This is a genomic window from Paenibacillus sp. GM2 (genome assembly GCF_900069005.2).
In the GTDB taxonomy this organism is placed as follows: Bacteria; Bacillota; Bacilli; order Paenibacillales; family Paenibacillaceae; genus Fontibacillus.
Genome location: NZ_LN831279.1, coordinates 3,206,389 through 3,224,008, shown reverse-complemented (window position 1 = coordinate 3,224,008; position 17,620 = coordinate 3,206,389). Strand labels below are relative to the sequence as shown.

14 protein-coding genes and 1 riboswitch are annotated in these 17,620 nt (G+C 48.2%); of the genes, 9 read left to right on the top strand and 5 right to left on the bottom strand.

Translation table 11 applies throughout. The annotated features are described in order from the left end of the window. Positions 1–138: 138 nt before the first annotated feature. Positions 139–1,146 (bottom strand): LacI family DNA-binding transcriptional regulator, encoded by a 1,008-nt coding sequence (locus BN1360_RS24250; RefSeq protein ID WP_068782390.1) that lies wholly within the window; start codon positions 1,144–1,146, stop codon positions 139–141. 371 nt (positions 1,147–1,517) lie between these two features. Here BN1360_RS24250 and BN1360_RS24245 point away from each other — a divergent pair, with 371 nt between their 5' ends. The 5 genes from BN1360_RS24245 (at position 1,518) to BN1360_RS24225 (ending at position 10,165) form a co-directional block, all read left to right on the top strand. Further along, complete coding sequence (locus BN1360_RS24245; RefSeq protein ID WP_069188409.1) at positions 1,518–5,273, top strand: carbohydrate-binding domain-containing protein; 3,756 nt, start codon at positions 1,518–1,520, stop codon at positions 5,271–5,273. Positions 5,274–5,700: 427 nt separating this feature from the next. After that, positions 5,701–6,477, top strand: a complete 777-nt coding sequence (locus BN1360_RS24240) for an amino acid ABC transporter substrate-binding protein (protein WP_068782389.1) — start codon at positions 5,701–5,703, stop codon at positions 6,475–6,477. Between the two features lie 20 nt (positions 6,478–6,497). After that, a complete protein-coding gene (locus tag BN1360_RS24235) occupies positions 6,498–7,157 on the top strand; it encodes an amino acid ABC transporter permease (protein WP_068782388.1) in 660 nt (219 codons plus the stop codon). A gap of 17 nt (positions 7,158–7,174) precedes the next feature. After that, complete coding sequence (locus BN1360_RS24230) at positions 7,175–7,918, top strand: amino acid ABC transporter ATP-binding protein (RefSeq protein WP_068782387.1); 744 nt, start codon at positions 7,175–7,177, stop codon at positions 7,916–7,918. A 171-nt stretch (positions 7,919–8,089) separates the two neighbouring features. Continuing rightward, positions 8,090–10,165: a GTP-binding protein gene (locus tag BN1360_RS24225; protein WP_068782386.1), complete on the top strand. Its 2,076-nt coding sequence runs from the start codon at positions 8,090–8,092 to the stop codon at positions 10,163–10,165. 26 nt (positions 10,166–10,191) lie between these two features. Here BN1360_RS24225 and BN1360_RS24220 read toward each other — a convergent pair whose 3' ends face one another. The 3 genes from BN1360_RS24220 to BN1360_RS24210 form a co-directional block, all read right to left on the bottom strand. Then, complete coding sequence (locus BN1360_RS24220) at positions 10,192–10,968, bottom strand: HAD family hydrolase (RefSeq protein ID WP_068782385.1); 777 nt, start codon at positions 10,966–10,968, stop codon at positions 10,192–10,194. 102 nt (positions 10,969–11,070) lie between these two features. Further along, on the bottom strand, positions 11,071–11,889 hold the full coding sequence (locus BN1360_RS24215; RefSeq protein ID WP_082790189.1) for a TPM domain-containing protein: 819 nt from the start codon (positions 11,887–11,889) through the stop codon (positions 11,071–11,073). After that, positions 11,886–12,557, bottom strand: coding sequence for a LemA family protein (locus tag BN1360_RS24210; protein WP_082790188.1), 672 nt, complete (start codon positions 12,555–12,557; stop codon positions 11,886–11,888). Before BN1360_RS24210 ends, BN1360_RS24215 begins: the two co-directional genes overlap by 4 nt. A 334-nt stretch (positions 12,558–12,891) precedes the next feature. On the opposite strand from BN1360_RS24210, the gene BN1360_RS24205 reads away from it, so the two are divergent. Continuing rightward, a complete protein-coding gene (locus BN1360_RS24205) occupies positions 12,892–13,068 on the top strand; it encodes a hypothetical protein (protein ID WP_195714326.1) in 177 nt (58 codons plus the stop codon). Between the two features lie 90 nt (positions 13,069–13,158). On the opposite strand, the gene BN1360_RS24200 is transcribed toward BN1360_RS24205, so the two are convergent. After that, the gene (locus BN1360_RS24200) at positions 13,159–14,082 is read right to left on the bottom strand and encodes an AEC family transporter (protein WP_068782384.1); all 924 of its coding nucleotides are present in this window, start codon (positions 14,080–14,082) and stop codon (positions 13,159–13,161) included. Positions 14,083–14,421: 339 nt separating this feature from the next. Here BN1360_RS24200 and BN1360_RS24195 point away from each other — a divergent pair, with 339 nt between their 5' ends. The 3 genes from BN1360_RS24195 (at position 14,422) to BN1360_RS24185 (ending at position 17,154) form a co-directional block, all read left to right on the top strand. Beyond that, positions 14,422–14,919: a DUF2798 domain-containing protein gene (locus BN1360_RS24195; protein ID WP_068782560.1), complete on the top strand. Its 498-nt coding sequence runs from the start codon at positions 14,422–14,424 to the stop codon at positions 14,917–14,919. Positions 14,920–15,501: 582 nt separating this feature from the next. After that, positions 15,502–15,666: a hypothetical protein gene (locus tag BN1360_RS24190; RefSeq protein ID WP_157259361.1), complete on the top strand. Its 165-nt coding sequence runs from the start codon at positions 15,502–15,504 to the stop codon at positions 15,664–15,666. A 288-nt stretch (positions 15,667–15,954) separates the two neighbouring features. Next, positions 15,955–17,154, top strand: coding sequence for an AI-2E family transporter (locus BN1360_RS24185; RefSeq protein WP_068782382.1), 1,200 nt, complete (start codon positions 15,955–15,957; stop codon positions 17,152–17,154). Positions 17,155–17,397: 243 nt separating this feature from the next. Continuing rightward, positions 17,398–17,570: riboswitch (M-box (ykoK) riboswitch) on the top strand. The last annotated feature ends 50 nt before the right edge of the window (positions 17,571–17,620 follow it).

Here is a 17,620-nt window from a genome sequence, read left to right as displayed (position 1 = left end):
GCCCGATGCTCACGAACCAACTACGTACGTTCCGCTCCTCAGTCCCCAGCTTTATCCAACCTTCTCGGGGCTGAAAAACCAAGCTTTTTGAACATTTACTAGAGGTGCAGCTACAGGGACTATGCTTTACCCAGGGAATCACAGCGGACAGACGGCGCATGAATCACGAATCACCAGACTGGTGGGAACGATAATTGACGGGGGAGGCAAGTTAGGTGAATGGATCATCTCATTCAAGGAACGGATCGCCTGTTCTCCCAGAGTGAGAAAATCCTGCTGAACCGTCGTCAACGCAGGCTGGGTATGCCGGGACATCTCGATGCCATCAAAGCCGATGACAGACAGATCATCCGGAACCGATAGCCCGGCTTCAGCGGCGGCCTCCATTACGCCAAGTGCAATCATATCAGAACAGCAGATGACCGATGTCGGTCGATTGCTTAGCTTCAGGAATTCCTGCATCGCGGCATACCCCGATTCCTTGCTAAAATCCCCAATGGATATGTACTTTGGATCATAAGGCAGGTCAAGCTCCTGCAATGCTAACCGGTAGCCCTCAAACCGCTGCTTCCCGACATAGGAATCGAGATGGCCGTTGATGAAGGCAATCCTTTGATGCTGCAGTTGATGCAGGTAGCGTACGGCCATCTTGATGCTGTCAATATTTTCGGAAGTAATATATCCGGCACGTGGTCCGGTGAAGTCCATATCTATAAACATCGTCGGAATGCCGGACTGCAGCATTTCCTCAAAATTCAGATCATGGCTCTGGAATCCGAAGATCAAGACCCCATCGACATTGCGGCTCAGACAATGCTGCACAATACTATAGTCCGAGCCCATATCGAACTGGACAAGGTAGAGCAGATCGTATCCGGTTTCTTTCAGTGCCTTTTCAAGTCCGACGACTACTCTGGAGAAGAATGGGTGGGTTAACCCGGTAGTTAAGAACATCCCGATCGTTTTCGAATTTCCCTGAACCAGCCCGCGGGCCGTATGATTGGGAATGAATTGTTCATCACGGATCACTTGCTGTACGCGTGCTCTTGTCTTCGGACTGACATGGGGGCGATTGTTAATAACCTTGGACACGGTTGTTATTGATACACCTGCAGCTTTTGCAATATCATGAATATTTTTTGCCATACATGCCACCTACCTAGCTTCTTTCTATCATCTTTCCCTGAATAATAACTCAAGGATAGCTGTTCTATGTGCATTTTGCAATTTATTTCGGAAAACGTTTTCTATACAAATTATTACATGTATGCTATAATCATGAACCAAATCCATATACATTTTGATAAACGCGCGTTCACTTTATTGAAACCGCTTTTATCAGGGGAAGTGAATTAAATTAGTCCGTGAAGAAGGGAGAGAAATTGGCAGCAGAAAAAAGCACTAAGGTAGGATGGAAGAAGTCCATAGCTTGTTTTGCTCTTTTCGGAAAACGCTTTCCGAATAGTCTCATCATTGATTAAGACATTATCAAAACTTGATTTATGGGAGGGCTGAGGGTGAGAAAGAAGCTCAGGAAGCGAATGATAGCTATGATGATGACTTTGGTGCTATTAAGCTCGCTTGTGCCAATGATGGCTGCCGCGGAGCCGGAAGGCAGTGATACAGGTCATGATTCCAGCTTGATAGCGGCTCCGGCGGTAAAACCGTCAGTAGGGGGCGCATTACAGATTGTCGAGATTGACGGGGAGAAGACACTTGCCGATCAGAGTGGGAACCCGATTCAATTACGGGGAATGAGTACACATGGCTTGCAGTGGTTCCCGGAAATCATTAACGAAAATGCCTATGCCGCTTTGGCCAATGATTGGGGAGCCAATGTGATCAGGCTGGCAATGTATGTGGGTGAGAACGGATATGGTACCCCGGCGAATCAGGAAAAGATCAGGCAGAGGGTGCTCGACGGAATTGATTTGGCCATTGCTAATGATCTGTATGTAATTGTGGATTGGCATGTGCATGCACCGGGGGATCCGAGGGCGGATATATACAGCGGTGCCATGGATTTCTTCAGAGATATTTCTTCGCTTTACCCGAATAATGAACACATCATCTATGAATTAGCGAATGAGCCAAGCCCGAATAATACAGACGGTCCAGGAATTCCAAATGATGAATCCGGGTGGCAGGCCATTAAGGAGTATGCTGAACCGATTGTAGAGATGCTGCGTCAGGGTGATGCACAGAACAACATTATTATTGTGGGTACTCCGAACTGGAGTCAGCGTCCGGATTTGGCTGCGGATGACCCGATCCAAGCGGATAACATTATGTACACGGTTCATTTCTACACAGGAACGCATATGCCTGCTGCGGATAGCTCTGATAGATCGAATATTATGAGCAATGCCAGATATGCGTTGGAGCAGGGTGTCCCGATTTTTGTCACGGAATGGGGGACGAGCCAGGCGAGCGGGGACGGCGGGCCATATCTGCAGGAGGCTGATCAATGGCTTAGCTTCCTGAATGAGAACAACATTAGTTGGGTCAACTGGTCGTTAACGAACAAGAACGAGACCTCTGCGGCCTTCATGCCGCTGGAACTCGGCAAGCAGCCGGCAACCGCTCTTGATCCCGGGGAGGATCAGGTCTGGTCTATTCCCGAGTTGACCGTGTCCGGTGAATATGTGCGGGCAAGAATCAAGGGGATTGCGTATGAGCCGATTGACCGGAATAAGTATTCTCAGGTTTTATGGGATTTCGAAGACGGCACGACGCAGGGATTTGGGGTCAATGGAGACAGTCCGAATCGAGAGAGCATTGCATTAAGCAATGTGGGTGATGCTTTGCAGATTACTGGACTGAACGTGAGCACGGATACAAGCGAGGATAATTATTGGGCCAATATCCGCTTATCTGCGGATGGCTGGGGGAAGACGGCTAACATCCTGGGCGCAGAACAATTGACTATGGATGTTATCGTGGACGAGAAGACGACGGTATCCATTGCGGCGATTCCGCAAGGACCTTCATCAGGATGGGCGAACCCGGAGCGGGCGGTACAGGTGAATAAAGATGATTTTGAGCCTTATGGCAGCAATAAATATAAGGCTGTCCTCTCCATTACGACAGAGGATTCTCCTTCATTTAAGACGATCGCTGAGAGTGCAGAAAATAATGTGATGAACAATTTGATTCTGTTCGTTGGGGCGAAGGATACGGACATAATCTCGCTCGACAATATCACAGTGACAGGCACCAAGGTGGAGCTTCCGGTTATTCATGCTCCGAAAGGAACGGCCGCGCTTCCTTCTGATTTCGAAGATGGTACACGGCAGGGTTGGGATTGGAATCCGGAATCCGCGGTCAAGAGTCCTCTCACGATAGAAGAGGCCCAGGGCTCGCAGGCTCTTTCCTGGGAGTTGGCTTATCCGGATGTTAAACCATCCGATGGTTGGGCATCCGCGGCAAGGTTAGATTTGTATAAGGATGGACTTATTCGTGGGAATCATGATTATGTCATGTTCGATCTGTATCTTAAGCCTGAACGGGCAAGCGTGGGAGCGATGGCGATTAATCTCATATTTCAGCCGCCTGCTGCCGGATATTGGCAGCAGGCTCCTGCGAGCTATAATATTGAGTTCGATCAGTTGGCAGGAGCTGCGGTAACGGACTCCGTGTACCACTATCCGGTCAGCCTTAATATGAGGGAAATAGACGGAATCACGGACGATACGGAGCTGCGAAATATGATTCTTATTTTTGCAGATGTAGATAGTGATTTTGCGGGAAGAATGTATATCGATAATGTCAAATTTACAGATGGATCGGATGTTGTGATACCGACGGTACCCGGTGGACTGGAAGCGAAGGCAGGCGACGGATCTGTAGAACTGAGCTGGGAAGCAGCTGCAGAGGCTCAATATTATAACGTGAAGCGTGGTGTTCAATCGGCCGGGCCTTATACGACAGTGGCAGCTCACCTTCAAACGACTCGTTATAAGGATACCGGATTAAGCAATGGAACCACCTATTATTATGTAGTGTCTGCTGGCAACGAAGCGGGAGAAAGCGCGAATTCGGTAGAGCGGCAGGCTACTCCTTATAATTCAAATAACGGTGGCAGCGGTAATAATGGCAATTCTGGCAGCAGCTCCGGGAATAGCAGCGGCGGCAGCAATAGTGGCAATATCTCTCCGGAGGGTTCAGGAAGCGAGATCATCGTCCTTCCAGGGCCGGATCAAGACGGCAAGATTGCTGTGGAAATCGCCAAAGAGGCAGAAGAAGCGATTATTGCTGCGAATGCGACGGGGATTACCGATAAAACGGTCATCGAGCTGAAGAGCGAGGATTTCGTACTGCAATTGCCGGGGACAGTCTACAAACAATTGCAGGCCCTGTTAACAGAGGAGCAATTGAAGAATGGAACTATCACGGTTCAATTCAGCCAAATGACAGAGGGCGACCGTGCACTTTTATTGGATCGGATTAATGGTCGGGAAGAAGTAGATGTGCGTACGGCAGGTGCAATTTTGAATTTCTCGCTATCTATCTCGGCAGGGAAAGACTATCCCGTACTGAAGCCGGATCGATTTGTGCAGCCGCTTATCATGACTTTAAATGTAGATACCGGCGTAAATAAGGATTTGATCGGGTTGTACCTTATCACTTCCGACGGGCATATTAAATATATTGGCGGGACGACCCAAGATGGCAAGCTGATAGCAGATCTGATTACAAATGGGGTATATGGACCATTAAGCTATGATCTGTCCTTCAGCGACGTTGCCGGAACGCATTGGGCAACGCCCGTATTGAAGCTATTGGCCGCGAAGCACATTATTGAAGGAACGGGCGCAGCTCAATTTGCACCTGAGAAGTCAATCACTCGCGCAGAATTTGCGGCCATGATCGCCAGGTCGCTAAGGCTTGAAGCAACAGGCGATGCGGAGGTGACATTTACCGATGTAGCAGCTTCTGATTGGTATGCGGAAGCCATCGCGGCGGTTAGTGAATTGGGGATCGTAAACGGGCGCAGCGCTTCGAGCTTTGAACCTGGAGCGACAATCACCCGCGAGGAGATGGCTGTCATTCTGGTTCGTGCCTACGAGTACAGCAGGGGGCAGGTGGCTTCGGCGGGGGCTGCGGGGGCGTTCGCAGATCAAGCGAGCGTTAGCTCCTGGGCCCAGGAGGCTGTAGCCGAAGCGCATGCGCTTGGCTTCATGACGGGGCGGGCCAACGGCCAGTTTGCACCACAGAGCAAGGCTACCCGGGCTGAGGCTGCTCAGGTAGTTGCCAGATTGATTAACGGATAATTGAGGATCAAGGTTATTGCAAAAGGGCTGCTTCAGGGTCGATTATGGCCCAGAGGCAGCCCTTGTTCGATGCAGCCGGTAGTCATCGCGTTAAGCACATTGTGCCCAGTCGGGGGGTTGCACGCCTGCTTGACTTAAACGGTGTATCTTTGTAAACCGGCGAATAATCGCTAAAAAACTGCATTATTACATCTTTCTCGGTGAATAGGATAGGTCAGTTGGAAATGACTTCTTTCTATCGACTATTTTACAGTAGTATGCTATTATAGAGTCCTGATAACGTGGTAACGAACTAAAGCGTTTAGACTGAATCTTAAACTGGAGCAATCATTCGAGAGCAGGCGTAAGCGAGCTAAAGATCAAAATAATATCAACATATTTACCATGGTTGTTCCGATTATCGAGTATTACGGGGGAGAGAGAAATGATGAAGAAGACGGGATTAATTAGCCTAATCGTAGTGGCAATGTGGGTGGCCTTGGCCGGATGCGGCGCATCGGGATCAGGCAAGAATGAGAACAAGCTGGTGATCGGGATCGATGATCAATTTGCACCGCTTGGATTCCGGGACAAAGATAATAATATCGTAGGCTTCGATATAGACTATGCTAGAGCTGCTGCGGAGAAGATGGGGAAGGAAGCGGTGTTCCAGCCTATCGATTGGAAGGCGAAGGAATCCGAGCTGAAGAGCGGCCGGATTGACTTGATCTGGAACGGATATACGATTACAGATGAACGCAAAGAGATGGTGCTGTTCACGAAGCCTTATCTGGAGAATAGCCAGGTGATCGTGACGCTGGCGGATTCGGAGATTGCCGGAGTGGATGATCTGGCAGGCAAGGTTGTTGGTCTGCAGGCTCAGTCGTCGGCTGCCGATGCGTTGGATGCCAATCCGATCAAAGACAAGATCAAGACCGTATCTGAATTTTCCGATAATGTCCTGGCATTAAGCGACCTCAAGACGAAGCGTCTTGATGCGGTAATTATCGATGAAGTGGTAGCTCGCTACTATTTATCGCAGGAGGAAGGGACCTTTAAGATTCTGGAGGAGTCGCTGGCTCCTGAACTCTATGGTATTGGCGTGAAGCAAGGCAATGAAGAGCTGCTGACCAAGCTGCAGCAAGCACTTGATAATCTGAACAGCGATGGGACTGCGGCGGAGATTTCTAAGAAATGGTTCGGCGAGGATAAAGTGCTGAAATAGATCGTGAGGGGACAATAGATATGAGCTTGGATTACATCTTAGAGATCATCGGACCTATGCTGGAAGGCGTGAAAATGACGGTGCTGCTGTTCTTTCTGGCCATCATCACGTCCGTTCCACTCGGATTCCTCGTCACCTTAATGGTGAAGAGCCGAATTAAGCCGCTGGCAGGGCTGGCGCATATATATATTTACGTCATGCGGGGAACGCCACTATTGCTGCAAATGCTCGTTATTTGCTTCGGATTGCCTGTCATTCCGGGGATTGGACAGTATTTGGTCATGGATCGCTTCGTCGCTGCGTGTCTGGCCTTCACCTTGAACTATGGCGCTTATTTTGCTGAGATATTCCGAGGCGGCTTGCTGGCGATCGATCGGGGGCAGTATGAAGCGGCTCAAGTATTAGGCTTGAGTAAATGGCATACGACGACGCGAGTCGTGCTGCCGCAGATGTTCCGAATCGCTCTTCCGGCGGTAGCCAATGAATCGATTACCCTTGTGAAGGATACTGCTCTGCTCTATGCCGTTGCCGTGCCGGAGCTGCTGCATTTTGCCCAGACAGCGGTGAACCGCGACTTTACGATCGTGCCTTTCTTCGTGGCGGGGGTTATATATCTATTGATGACGCTAGTGTTGACCTTCCTGTTCAAAGCACTTGAGCGGAGGCTCAAATTCGAATAAAAGGACGTAGAATCGTTATGGCAATCATAGAGGTTATGAATCTTAGTAAATCGTTTGGTGCCGTGGATGTGCTGAAAAATGTATCCTTATCGGTCGATGCACAGGAAGTGGTTGCCGTCATCGGTCCGTCGGGTTCCGGGAAGAGTACGATGCTGCGCAGCCTCGCTCATCTGGAGAAGATCGATGGCGGCAGCATTCAAATTGGCGGACAATTTATGGTCAAGGATAGGAACTATTCTGCCGCCCCTAAGGTGAAGGAGATTACTGCACGAATGGGAATGGTGTTCCAGCATTTCAATCTGTTCCCTCACTTGACGGTCCGCGACAATCTGGAGCTTGCGCCCCGGTTAGTGAAGAAGCTTCCCGCTGTAGAACTGCGTAATAGAGCTTCGGAGTTGTTGGAGAAGGTCGGGCTGCTTGATAAGGCGGATGTCTATCCGGCTAATCTATCCGGCGGGCAGAAGCAGAGAGTTGCGATCGCAAGAGCACTAATGATGAGTCCGGAGATTCTGCTCTTCGACGAGCCGACATCGGCGCTTGATCCGGAGCTAACCGGCGAAGTGCTGGAAGTTATGAAGCAGCTTGCTGAGGAGCATATGACGATGATCGTAGTTACGCATGAGATGGGCTTCGCGCGTGAAGTTGCCGATCGGGTCATGTTCATGGCCGAGGGTGAGTTCATTGAAGCAGGAACTCCGGAACAAATATTTGATCATCCACAACAGGAGCGGACAAAAGCATTTTTAACTAGAGTATTATAGGAATAAGAAGCGAGAATCGGCTGTTGAGCAAAAACATACAACGGGGCGCCATAGGTGCTTCGTTTTTTGCTCTGGCAAGAATCTGAATCTGTATTTCTTATATCATGGGATGGCCAGGTCGGTTATAATAATTGAACAATTAACCCCTACACCTCTAGTAAGGAGAATCATATGGGACAATCCAGAATGAAGCGGCTGAACGTCGGGATATTTGCGCATGTGGATGCGGGAAAGACAACGACGACAGAGCATATTTTATTTGAGAGCGGCCGGACCCGGGAATTAGGAAGCGTGGACGAGGGGACGGCTTTGACTGATTCAATGGACATAGAGCGGCAGCGTGGTATCTCGGTGCGATCTGCGCTTACTTCATTTCATTGGAACGGCGCTCAGATCAATTTGGTAGATACACCGGGGCATGTCGACTTTTTGTCCGAGGTGGAGCGCTCATTGCGCGTGATGGACTGTGCTGTCCTGATCGTGTCGGCTGTGGAAGGAGTACAGGCACAGACGGAGATGATTTGGAACGGCTTGCGCAGACTGGGGATTCCTACCTTATTATTTGTGAATAAAATGGACCGGGTTGGAGCTGATGCGAAGGCGGTATTGGAGCAAATTCGCAAGCATCTCTCGCCTGATATCATACCGCTGCAAGTCCCATTGGGAAGGGAGCAGGAATTCCGTGGCACGGTGCTTCTCCTAGACGAAAATTCGGCAAACGGTGGGGAATCGCCGGCAAATCATCAGCCTGAACCTGGGGTCAACGGATTAAAGCAAACGGTTGAAATTAGGACTGACGAGGAAGAGCGGAGTTTTGAACAAGCGTACGACCGACTTTGCGACTTTCTCGCGGAACGGGATGAAGCCTTATTTGAAGCCTACCTGGACAATGAACCGGTTCCGGCAGATCGCTGGATGAGCACGATGAGTGAGCTGACCAGGAAGGCGCTTATTTTTCCGGTCATGTATGGAGCGGCATCGCGGGGGACAGGCATCGCAGCTTTGCTGGATGCCATCGTACAATATTTGCCTGATGCGGGCGGCAATCCGCAAGGGGCTTTATCCGGCATCGTCTTCAAGATAGAACGGGACAAGACGATGGGGCGGATGGCTTATGTTCGTGTATATGAAGGGAGTATGCGCAACCGGGATATCGTATATAACCATACGCAGGGCATACAGGAGAAAGTGACGCAAATCCGCAAGGTTGAAGGAGGCCGCACCGAGGATTTAGGGCTGCTGGAAGCGGGGGATATTGCCGCCGTTTGTGGTCTGACACAGGTCAGAATCGGAGACGTGCTGGGGGGGCCAGAGGCAATTCCGCCGGAGGCCCATCTTGCAGTACCACTGCTTACGGTCCGCGTTCACTGGGCGAATGAGGAACAATATCCGCAGGTCGTTCAGGCACTGCAGGAGCTGTCCGATGAGGACCCGTTGCTCGATGTGCAGTGGCTGCAGGATGAGCGTGAGCTGCATGCCAAGGTGATGGGACCGATACAGCTTGAAATACTGAGCAGTATTCTGGAGACGAGGTACGGATTAGCCGTAACCTTTGGTCAGCCCTCGGTTATTTACAAGGAGACGCCGCTGCAGGAAGGTGAGGGCTTCATCGCGTATACAATGCCTAAGCCTTGCTGGGCAATTCTGCGCTTCAAGATCGAGCCAGGGCCTCGGGGCAGCGGCCTGGTATATGAATCACAGGTCAAAAGCGAGGAGTTGCTGGCGCAATACCAGAACGAAGTACAGCGGCGAGTACCGGAGGCGCTTATGCAGGGACTCTATGGATGGGAAGTAACCGATTTGAAGGTCACTCTGGTATATGGCCAGCATCATGTATGGCATACTCATCCGCTTGATTTCGCTGTGGCGACGCCCATGGGGATCATGGATGGATTGACGAATACAGGAACAGCCTTGCTGGAGCCCATGCTGCGTGTGCGAATCATCGTCCCGGAAGAGAACGGTGGCCGGGTCATGAACGATCTGGCACAGATGCGAGGTACCTTCGAGCCGCCTGTGCTGCAAGGAGAGCGAATGCTGATTGAAGGCAGGGTTCCGCTTGCGGCATCGATGAATTACCCGGTAGAGCTTAGTTCCTATACGAAAGGACGCAGTACATTCGCTTCCTTCTTCGACGGCTACGAGCCCTGTCCGCCAGAAGTGAAGGCGGTAAGACAGCGCCGAGGTGTTAATCCGCTGGACCAGGCAAAATATATACTTAGCGTCAGAAAAGCGCTGCAAGGATGATATCCATCCTGCAGCGCTTTTCTGGTCTACGGGAGAAAATTCCCGCCGTTATGCAAATTTGTTGCTTCTCTTTTTAGCAGAAGGGCTGTCAATTCATCATAGCTCGCGGCCTCATAATGAGGACGATGCTCGGATTCGGGCGCAACTTTACGATGATTGAACCAGATCACATTCCAGCCGCCGTTTAATGCGCCGATGACATCATTGCGCCAGGAGTCGCCAATATAGCAGCAAGCTTCGGCAGGAAGTCCGAGCTTTCCGGCGACATGATCGAACAAACCGCGGTCCGGCTTCGTAATTCCGACTGCACCGGAGATGAAGATAAGCTCGGCGGGGATTGTTTCCTTAAGTCCCAGAGCAGCGATCTTCTTCATTTGATGCTGTGGCGGTCCGTTCGTAATCAATCCGACGGTAATCCCGTCATTCTGCAACTGCCCGATTAGCTCCTTGGCTCCGTCGAATAATTGGATCGTAAATTGATGCTGCAAATACTCCTTCTGCACCTTGTCCGCTTGCGTGTCTGTGACATGCAGGCCAAATTCCTCCAAGCTGAATTTAAATCGGTTACGCCGCATTTCCAGAAGTACAGTACCCTGAGTTGGCGTCCCCCCGGCTTGAGCAGACAAGTAATCGCTATAATATCTCATCCGATGATAAGCAGCCTCATAGGGGAACTGTTCAGGGGTATGAAGTACATTTTGCAAGGCTTGGCGAAACGGGACGAGATGATCATATAAGGTATCATCTACATCAAAGAATACGGCCTGCGGGGATAGAGCAGCTTGTGATGATGGCTTATTCATGTTCTAGAGACTCTCTCCTTCAAGTATGGTCTACTAGACATTATACCGGATGTAAGCACCAGCTGCTCAGAGGATATAGCCAGTCAGACGGGATTGCAAGGCTTAAAATCTCCGACTTGCGCCCCCGCCGCCTGAAGAACCTCCCCCGCCTCCGCTGAAGCCCCCGCCGCCAAATCCGCCTCCTCCGCCTCCTCGGCCGCCGCCACGGCTAAGCATCGCCAGCAGGAAGAGGGTCATCCGTCCGCCGAAGAAGATGAAATCGATCGCCAGGAAGACGACAACCAAGATAATCCAGCCGAGAGGCAAACCACCGCCCTCGTCACCTGGAGATTCCGGAACGGCTACATTTTGCGGGGTTAATTGATCCTCCACCCCGTATTCCTTGGCTACCTCATTGTAGAGTACCTTGTAAGTCTCCACGATGGCCTCGCCAGGCTTGTTCTGAACGAGATAAGGAATCGTGACCTGATCGAGGATTCGTCCAACCTTCCCATCGGGCAAAGCCCCTTCCAAGCCGTATCCCACTTCAATCCGCAGCGGGCGATTACCAGGTTCTCCATCCTCCATCGATAGCAGCAGCAGCACCCCGTTGTTCAATTTCTGATCGCCCAGACGAAACTCCCGGAAGGCTTGCAGCGCGTATTCCTCCACGGAATAGCCATCCAGTGAAGTCACCGTTAAAACGGCGATTTGCGCTTTTGTCTTATCCTCTAACGCCCGTCCAAGCCTGTTCAGCTCGTACATCTGATCGCTGGATAGCAGTTTCTCGAAATCCTGAACATAGATATCTCCGCGAGGAGCCGGTATTTTCGGGGCTGCATCAGCGACTAGACTGAAAGGGAAGAGCAGGGAGATGATTGCCAGCAGAAGCAGACCAGGCCGGAACAGATTCCGCAGAAGCCGCTTCGAGTGGCTGATCATGCGCTAGCACCGGCCATCGGTACTACTGCTGCTGCGAATACACTGTTGATTGGAGCAGACTTATCATCCAAGCGCAGCGACGTGTTTCCTGTGCCAAAATCAACCTGCGGATTCGTTCTTGATTCTGTGGTTGTCTCGAAATACGCCTTCTTATCGAAGCCCATCATTCCGGCGAGCAGGTTGCCCGGGAAACGCTTGATCAGCTTATTGTAATCGGCAACTGCATTGTTATAGTCATTCCGGGCAACGGCGATGCGATTCTCGGTACCTGACAATTCGTCCATCAGCTGAGTAAATTGCGTATCTGCCTTCAGCGTAGGATAGTTCTCAACTACGACCAGCAAGCGGCTAAGCGCGCTTGAGAGCTGTGCGTCGGCATCTGCCATCTCGGCTGGGGTTCTTGCTCCTCCCAGAGCCGCGCGGGCATCGGAGACGGACTTAATGACTTCCTTCTCGTGTTCCGCATAACCTTTTACCGTATTGACCAGGTTTGGAATCAGATCATATCGGCGTTGCAGCTGTACGTCAATCTTGCTCCATTGCTGATCTACCGTCTCCTCCGCAGTGACATACGTATTATATTTGCCTGCGAACATGCCGATGAAGATGACGATTACAGCAACGATAACGATCACTGGAATTAACCAGCCTCTTCTTCTTGAATTCATCAGAATCTCTCCTTCTCATTTACTGCTAACAGTACTTTATGGGACTTGCACGTGAACTATTCATTTTTACGAATTAGAGGGTACATAGTTTCATAATTATTGAAAAAAACTCGATTTTCAGAAATTGAGAAAAATTTGCAAGAGGGATTAAGACCATGCGGGAGAATGATGGAGGATGTTTAAGAATGCCATTTATGAGCTGAATCAGGCCGCGCTGGATTGTAGTATTTTTGGCTTGAAGGCGATGTACTGGATTTCCCCTGAAAGGGTGAAACCTCTATACTAGAAACTGTGTTTATTAATCGTGACTATAACTTAGAGGAGATGACTTTGCTTGCGTAATCATGAGATGTTGGAACGCCGCAGTGAAATGCTAAAACGACGGATTGGTGAGTTGATCGCCAAGGAGAACCAATACGGATTAGGAAGACAAGAAAGTCACTTTCTGCAAATGTCCATCAGAGAACTGCATCAGACTTCGTTTGAGATAAATGGAAAAACTCAAGCCTAAGCAGCCTTTTGCACAAAAAAATCAGGGATATCCGCTGGTACGAAAATTCTGCGGATGATCCTTGATTTTTTTGTTGTTAGTGAATTTAAATTATAATAAATGCTTTGCGATAGAGATAAGAGCGGTAATCGTTACAATATTCAGCAGCGTCGAGATCAATACGGTCTGCGAAGCGAAATCAGGTTCGTTATTATATTCCTCAGCCAGAATTGTACTGTTGACTCCGGTTGGCATACCGGAAGCGATGAGCAGCGCTTGGGCGGGAATGCCTCGCATACCGAGTATCATAATTAAGGTGAAGCCAACCACCGGACCTATAAGCAAGCGGAGCAATACGCTGATATATACATCAAGCCGATCCAGCCGCAGCGGATATTTTATGATCTGTGCTCCAAGCGTCAGGAGCGCGATGCTGACCATCGAGTCAGCCATATAACCAAGCGGCTTCGAGACGAAGTTCGGCAGCGGCAGCTTCAGCACATGGAAGATCAGACCCAGTACGAGGGCGTAAGGCACCGGCATTTTTAGAAATCCGGTTAAGGCTGCCTTCAAACTGCCTCCATTCTTGGCTTTCTGTATCGACATTACGCCATAGGTGAAGGTGACGAGACTCTGGAAGGTCATAATGAGGGCCTGTAGAGACATCGCCAGAGGCTCTCCCTTGAAGGCGAGCTGATTAACCGGCAGACCGTAGTTCCCTGAATTGTCGAGCAGCAGGCTGTTCGTAAAAGCCGCCTTCATGCCTTGACTGAATTTCATCCTGCGGCTGACGAGGGAGCTGATTCCGTAGAGCAAGATAATATAGAGTACATAGAATAAAGTTACACTTCCGAGCAATTCCGCTGACATTTCCGATTGGTACATGCTAAGGAAGACGACCGCAGGGGTAATGTAATAAAAATTAATTTTGGCCAATGTGTATAGATCAAGCCGAAAGATACGGTGCATTACGGCCCCGATTCCGATTAATACGAAAATGGGCAGCACGACATCCAGCAATATTTCGATAATCATCTTGGTGGTTCATCCTCATTTCAAACTATGTCCTTAAGCATAGCGGTTCAGAGGTTTATTATATCATGTATCTTTCGAAGATGGTTCGTTGTCATAAATCGTTAATACCTCCGAGCATTCGTCATGTTGGTGTACTTGCAATGTTCTCTTGAGAACGTCCGATTTCATCAATCACTATGAGCATTAACCGCTTTACTAAGAGCCGTTGCTTGTGTTTCTGTAACCCTGCACGAATCATTCAAAATTTTAGTTCGTAAAATGTTTACGAATTGTTCACTTACGAAGAGTTTCTTACTATCCCTATACTACAAGGTATGAAAAAAAGAAGGGATGATGGAATTGCCAACAACTAAGAAAGAAAGTTTACAATTTGGTTTAATTATGTGTTTTGGAATGGTATTATTTATGACTCTGTATAATCTTTACCTTAATGGAGGAATTGGGAAAATTACTTTCATAGAAGTAATATCTGATTTTTTTATTGGATTTGTTGTTGCTTTTATACTTGATATATTTATTGTAGGGCCTAATGCTAAAAAAATAGCGTTGAAATTAACCGAAAATACAACTAAAAAAATCTATACAGTTCTGGCCATATCAACATGCATGGTTTTGGGAATGGCGTTATTTATGTCTGTTTACGGGTTAGCTGCAACGTATATTCATAACGGTTTTACTTCTAACTCAGTGGTCGCAGATTATTTTTCAGTTTTTGGCAAGAATTTGATTATGGCATTACCTTTACAAATCATTATTATGGGACCATTAGTGCGTTATATATTTATAAAATATATTAAGTCCAATAGAGTGGATAAAGGATTGAATATCGAAAATTAAATGTAACACTTTACAAAAAATTAAGGGTCATAATTAGTCCAGAAGTGCCTTAGCGGTGGGATGAAGATTTCCAGGATGGGTTATATCTATTACTGTCATCAACTTGGAATAAATGTCACTTTGTTTTGACCTATATCGTACCGTACGAACCCAGTGGAGTACTCTGAAGAAGTCAGTGGAAAGGTCCGTATTAACGGGATTTCATCGGCGTCAGTTCTTTAAGTTTATTTGAGTTCGCCCGGCACGACAGGCTGATTTGGGAGCCAACCTGTGGTAGCGTGTCATGGGTACGCATGAGACGTGTACTGACTGGTATCTTTGATCGTTCTGAATGATCAAGCCAGTCATGTTTTTTTTCTTTTTAAATATTTGTCAAAAGGTTTATAACATTCATATTGTTGCAGAATCTCATTTGGCAAGCAATGATTTCTTTCGTTCATAAGCCCCTTCATAGCAGAGAGGTACAGCCAAGTATCTCCAACTGATGTCGGTCACCCCTTAGCAGGAAGAGTTTTGGAATCAGATCGAAGGTGCGTTATCATTAACAGACATAACACTACCGTTATTACGGAGCGCCAGGTTTTGAAAAAGAAAATGACCAAGGAGTTGGCAGGAAGTAATATCATCGTCATCGGCAACTCCAAAACGAATGGACTCATGTATAACCAGAACCGCTTGCTGCTTCATTTCTATTGGAACAGTGATGCACTAACGGACGAAATGGTCGAACCGTTTGGGGGCAAGTAGTGACTGCGCTTAATTTCAGTTCCAATTTTTATCAATATTTCGAGATGAACCGTGCAGGTGAAGTGATTACGGAACGAAAGACGACGAACCCCTGGTCCAAATTTTTCGAGGAGTAAGTCCAGCTGCACTTGTGTTACGATAAGAGCTTGTATAGCAATCGATAAGGTGGGGATGCTGGTTATGGTTTATGAGTTCGCAACTGCGGTCTCATAAACCAGGCTGACCCTGTGGCAATAAAGAGGGAAAAGCGTTGACACTCTCAAGTATTTTAGGGGGGCCTGCAGTTGTATGCATAACTCACAATCAGGGAGCGGGCGATTCAGTAAGCGGTTTGTCAATAACCGGTTTGTTCTTTTTCTGCTAATCCTGTTTTTGATCGGTTTGAATATCCTGATCTTTTATAAAATCTCCTTCGTCTTCCGACCGGTTGCCGTGCTGTTAAAAACGATTCTTCCACCAATCCTGCTTTCGGGTGCTATCTTCTACCTGTTGAATCCACTCGTTAACTGGCTGGAGAAAAAAGGAGTCAAACGTGTTTTTACGATTGCCGTTCTATATCTGCTGATTACCGGCTTGCTTACCGTTGTTATCGTGTCTGTCGTTCCACTCCTTCAGGAACAGATCATCCGGCTCATCGATAACCTCCCGAAGTATAGCTACGAGGTACAGCGGCAATTCGAAAGTCTGATCGGAAGCGAATTCTTCCTCCAATTCCAGTCCGCGACGGGATTCGATCTGTCTACGATCGGAGACACCTTCTCCAAGCAGGCTACTACGATTCTAAATAACGCTTGGCATCGTATAGGCGGTTTTCTTAGTATTATCAAGGATGTCATACTCATCGTGGCGACGGTGCCATTTATTCTCTTCTATTTGCTAAAGGAGGGGAAGAAGCTTCCGCACTATATTCTCCAATTTGTACCAAGCCGTCTTCGGGAGAGTATATATACAGTAATTACCGAAATGAACGGGCAGATCAGCCATTTTATTCGCGGGCAAATTATTGACAGTGTATGTATTGGCAGCATGATGTACGTCGGTTTCCTTATTATCGGGCTTGATTACTCGCTGATACTGGCGTTAGTAGCCGCTTGCACAAGCGTCGTTCCTTATCTGGGGCCAGCTATCGCCATAACACCGGCCATTATTATAGCTATAGTTACATCGCCGGTAATGCTGTTTAAATTGCTCATTGTATGGGTTATCGTCCAGTTTATTGATGGGAAGCTTATTTCGCCGCAAGTTTTGGGCAAGACGATGCAAATTCATCCGATTACAATTATTTTTGTAATTTTGACTGCCGGGAATTTGTTTGGCTTTTTTGGGATATTGCTTGGGGTTCCGGGCTATGCTGTGTTGAAGGTGATTGTAACTCATTTATTTCACTGGTTCGAGAGCCACTCCCATTTATATGATCTGAATGACCTGATCGAATCGAATGAGGACAAGCCGGATACAAAGGAAGATCCTCAGCTCATAAAAAAGTAGAAGCAATGAAGAAGCTCAGTCTGCAGGGACTGGGCTATTGTAATTTTCATATAGTATTTGAAACCGACCTCAACGGAACCCCCAATAGCCGATGATTTGGTTTTAAATGTTCTTCTGTCCCTGATTAACCGAGTAGGTGCGCCATAAACGGTAAGGCGGCCAATCCGCCATTTTAACTTTTACATAACCTTTTTTTAATAACATTCCACTATACTGAAATACGGCAAAGCAAGTTCAATGTTCATATTATCTTGTTAGGTGAGGCTCCTATAGCAAACATAGGCCACTGCCCAGAAATATCGAGAGATGCCAATGGGTAGAACAGGAATTGCCGGGTTAAGGCTTTTCTTAAGGTGGCTAAGATCACGTTTTTTCTTTACGTTGCATAGTGCTAAAGCTCAACTAGGGGGTAGAAGGCATGTTTCACATGCGTTCTTTCACGAGCCCCTCTAGGATTAGGTCCCAG

What these genes read in the sequence shown, in the direction of transcription:
- BN1360_RS24250 (WP_068782390.1), bottom strand. Translation starts at nt 1,146, where the DNA reads ATGGCAAAAAATATTCATGATATTGCAAAAGCTGCAGGTGTATCAATA.
- BN1360_RS24220 (WP_068782385.1), bottom strand. Translation starts at nt 10,968, where the DNA reads ATGAATAAGCCATCATCACAAGCTGCTCTATCCCCGCAGGCCGTATTC.
- BN1360_RS24210 (WP_082790188.1), bottom strand. Translation starts at nt 12,557, where the DNA reads ATGAATTCAAGAAGAAGAGGCTGGTTAATTCCAGTGATCGTTATCGTT.
- BN1360_RS24240 (WP_068782389.1), top strand. Translation starts at nt 5,701, where the DNA reads ATGAAGAAGACGGGATTAATTAGCCTAATCGTAGTGGCAATGTGGGTG.
- BN1360_RS24185 (WP_068782382.1), top strand. Translation starts at nt 15,955, where the DNA reads ATGCATAACTCACAATCAGGGAGCGGGCGATTCAGTAAGCGGTTTGTC.
- BN1360_RS24200 (WP_068782384.1), bottom strand. Translation starts at nt 14,082, where the DNA reads ATGATTATCGAAATATTGCTGGATGTCGTGCTGCCCATTTTCGTATTA.
- BN1360_RS24225 (WP_068782386.1), top strand. Translation starts at nt 8,090, where the DNA reads ATGGGACAATCCAGAATGAAGCGGCTGAACGTCGGGATATTTGCGCAT.
- BN1360_RS24215 (WP_082790189.1), bottom strand. Translation starts at nt 11,889, where the DNA reads ATGATCAGCCACTCGAAGCGGCTTCTGCGGAATCTGTTCCGGCCTGGT.
- BN1360_RS24230 (WP_068782387.1), top strand. Translation starts at nt 7,175, where the DNA reads ATGGCAATCATAGAGGTTATGAATCTTAGTAAATCGTTTGGTGCCGTG.
- BN1360_RS24235 (WP_068782388.1), top strand. Translation starts at nt 6,498, where the DNA reads ATGAGCTTGGATTACATCTTAGAGATCATCGGACCTATGCTGGAAGGC.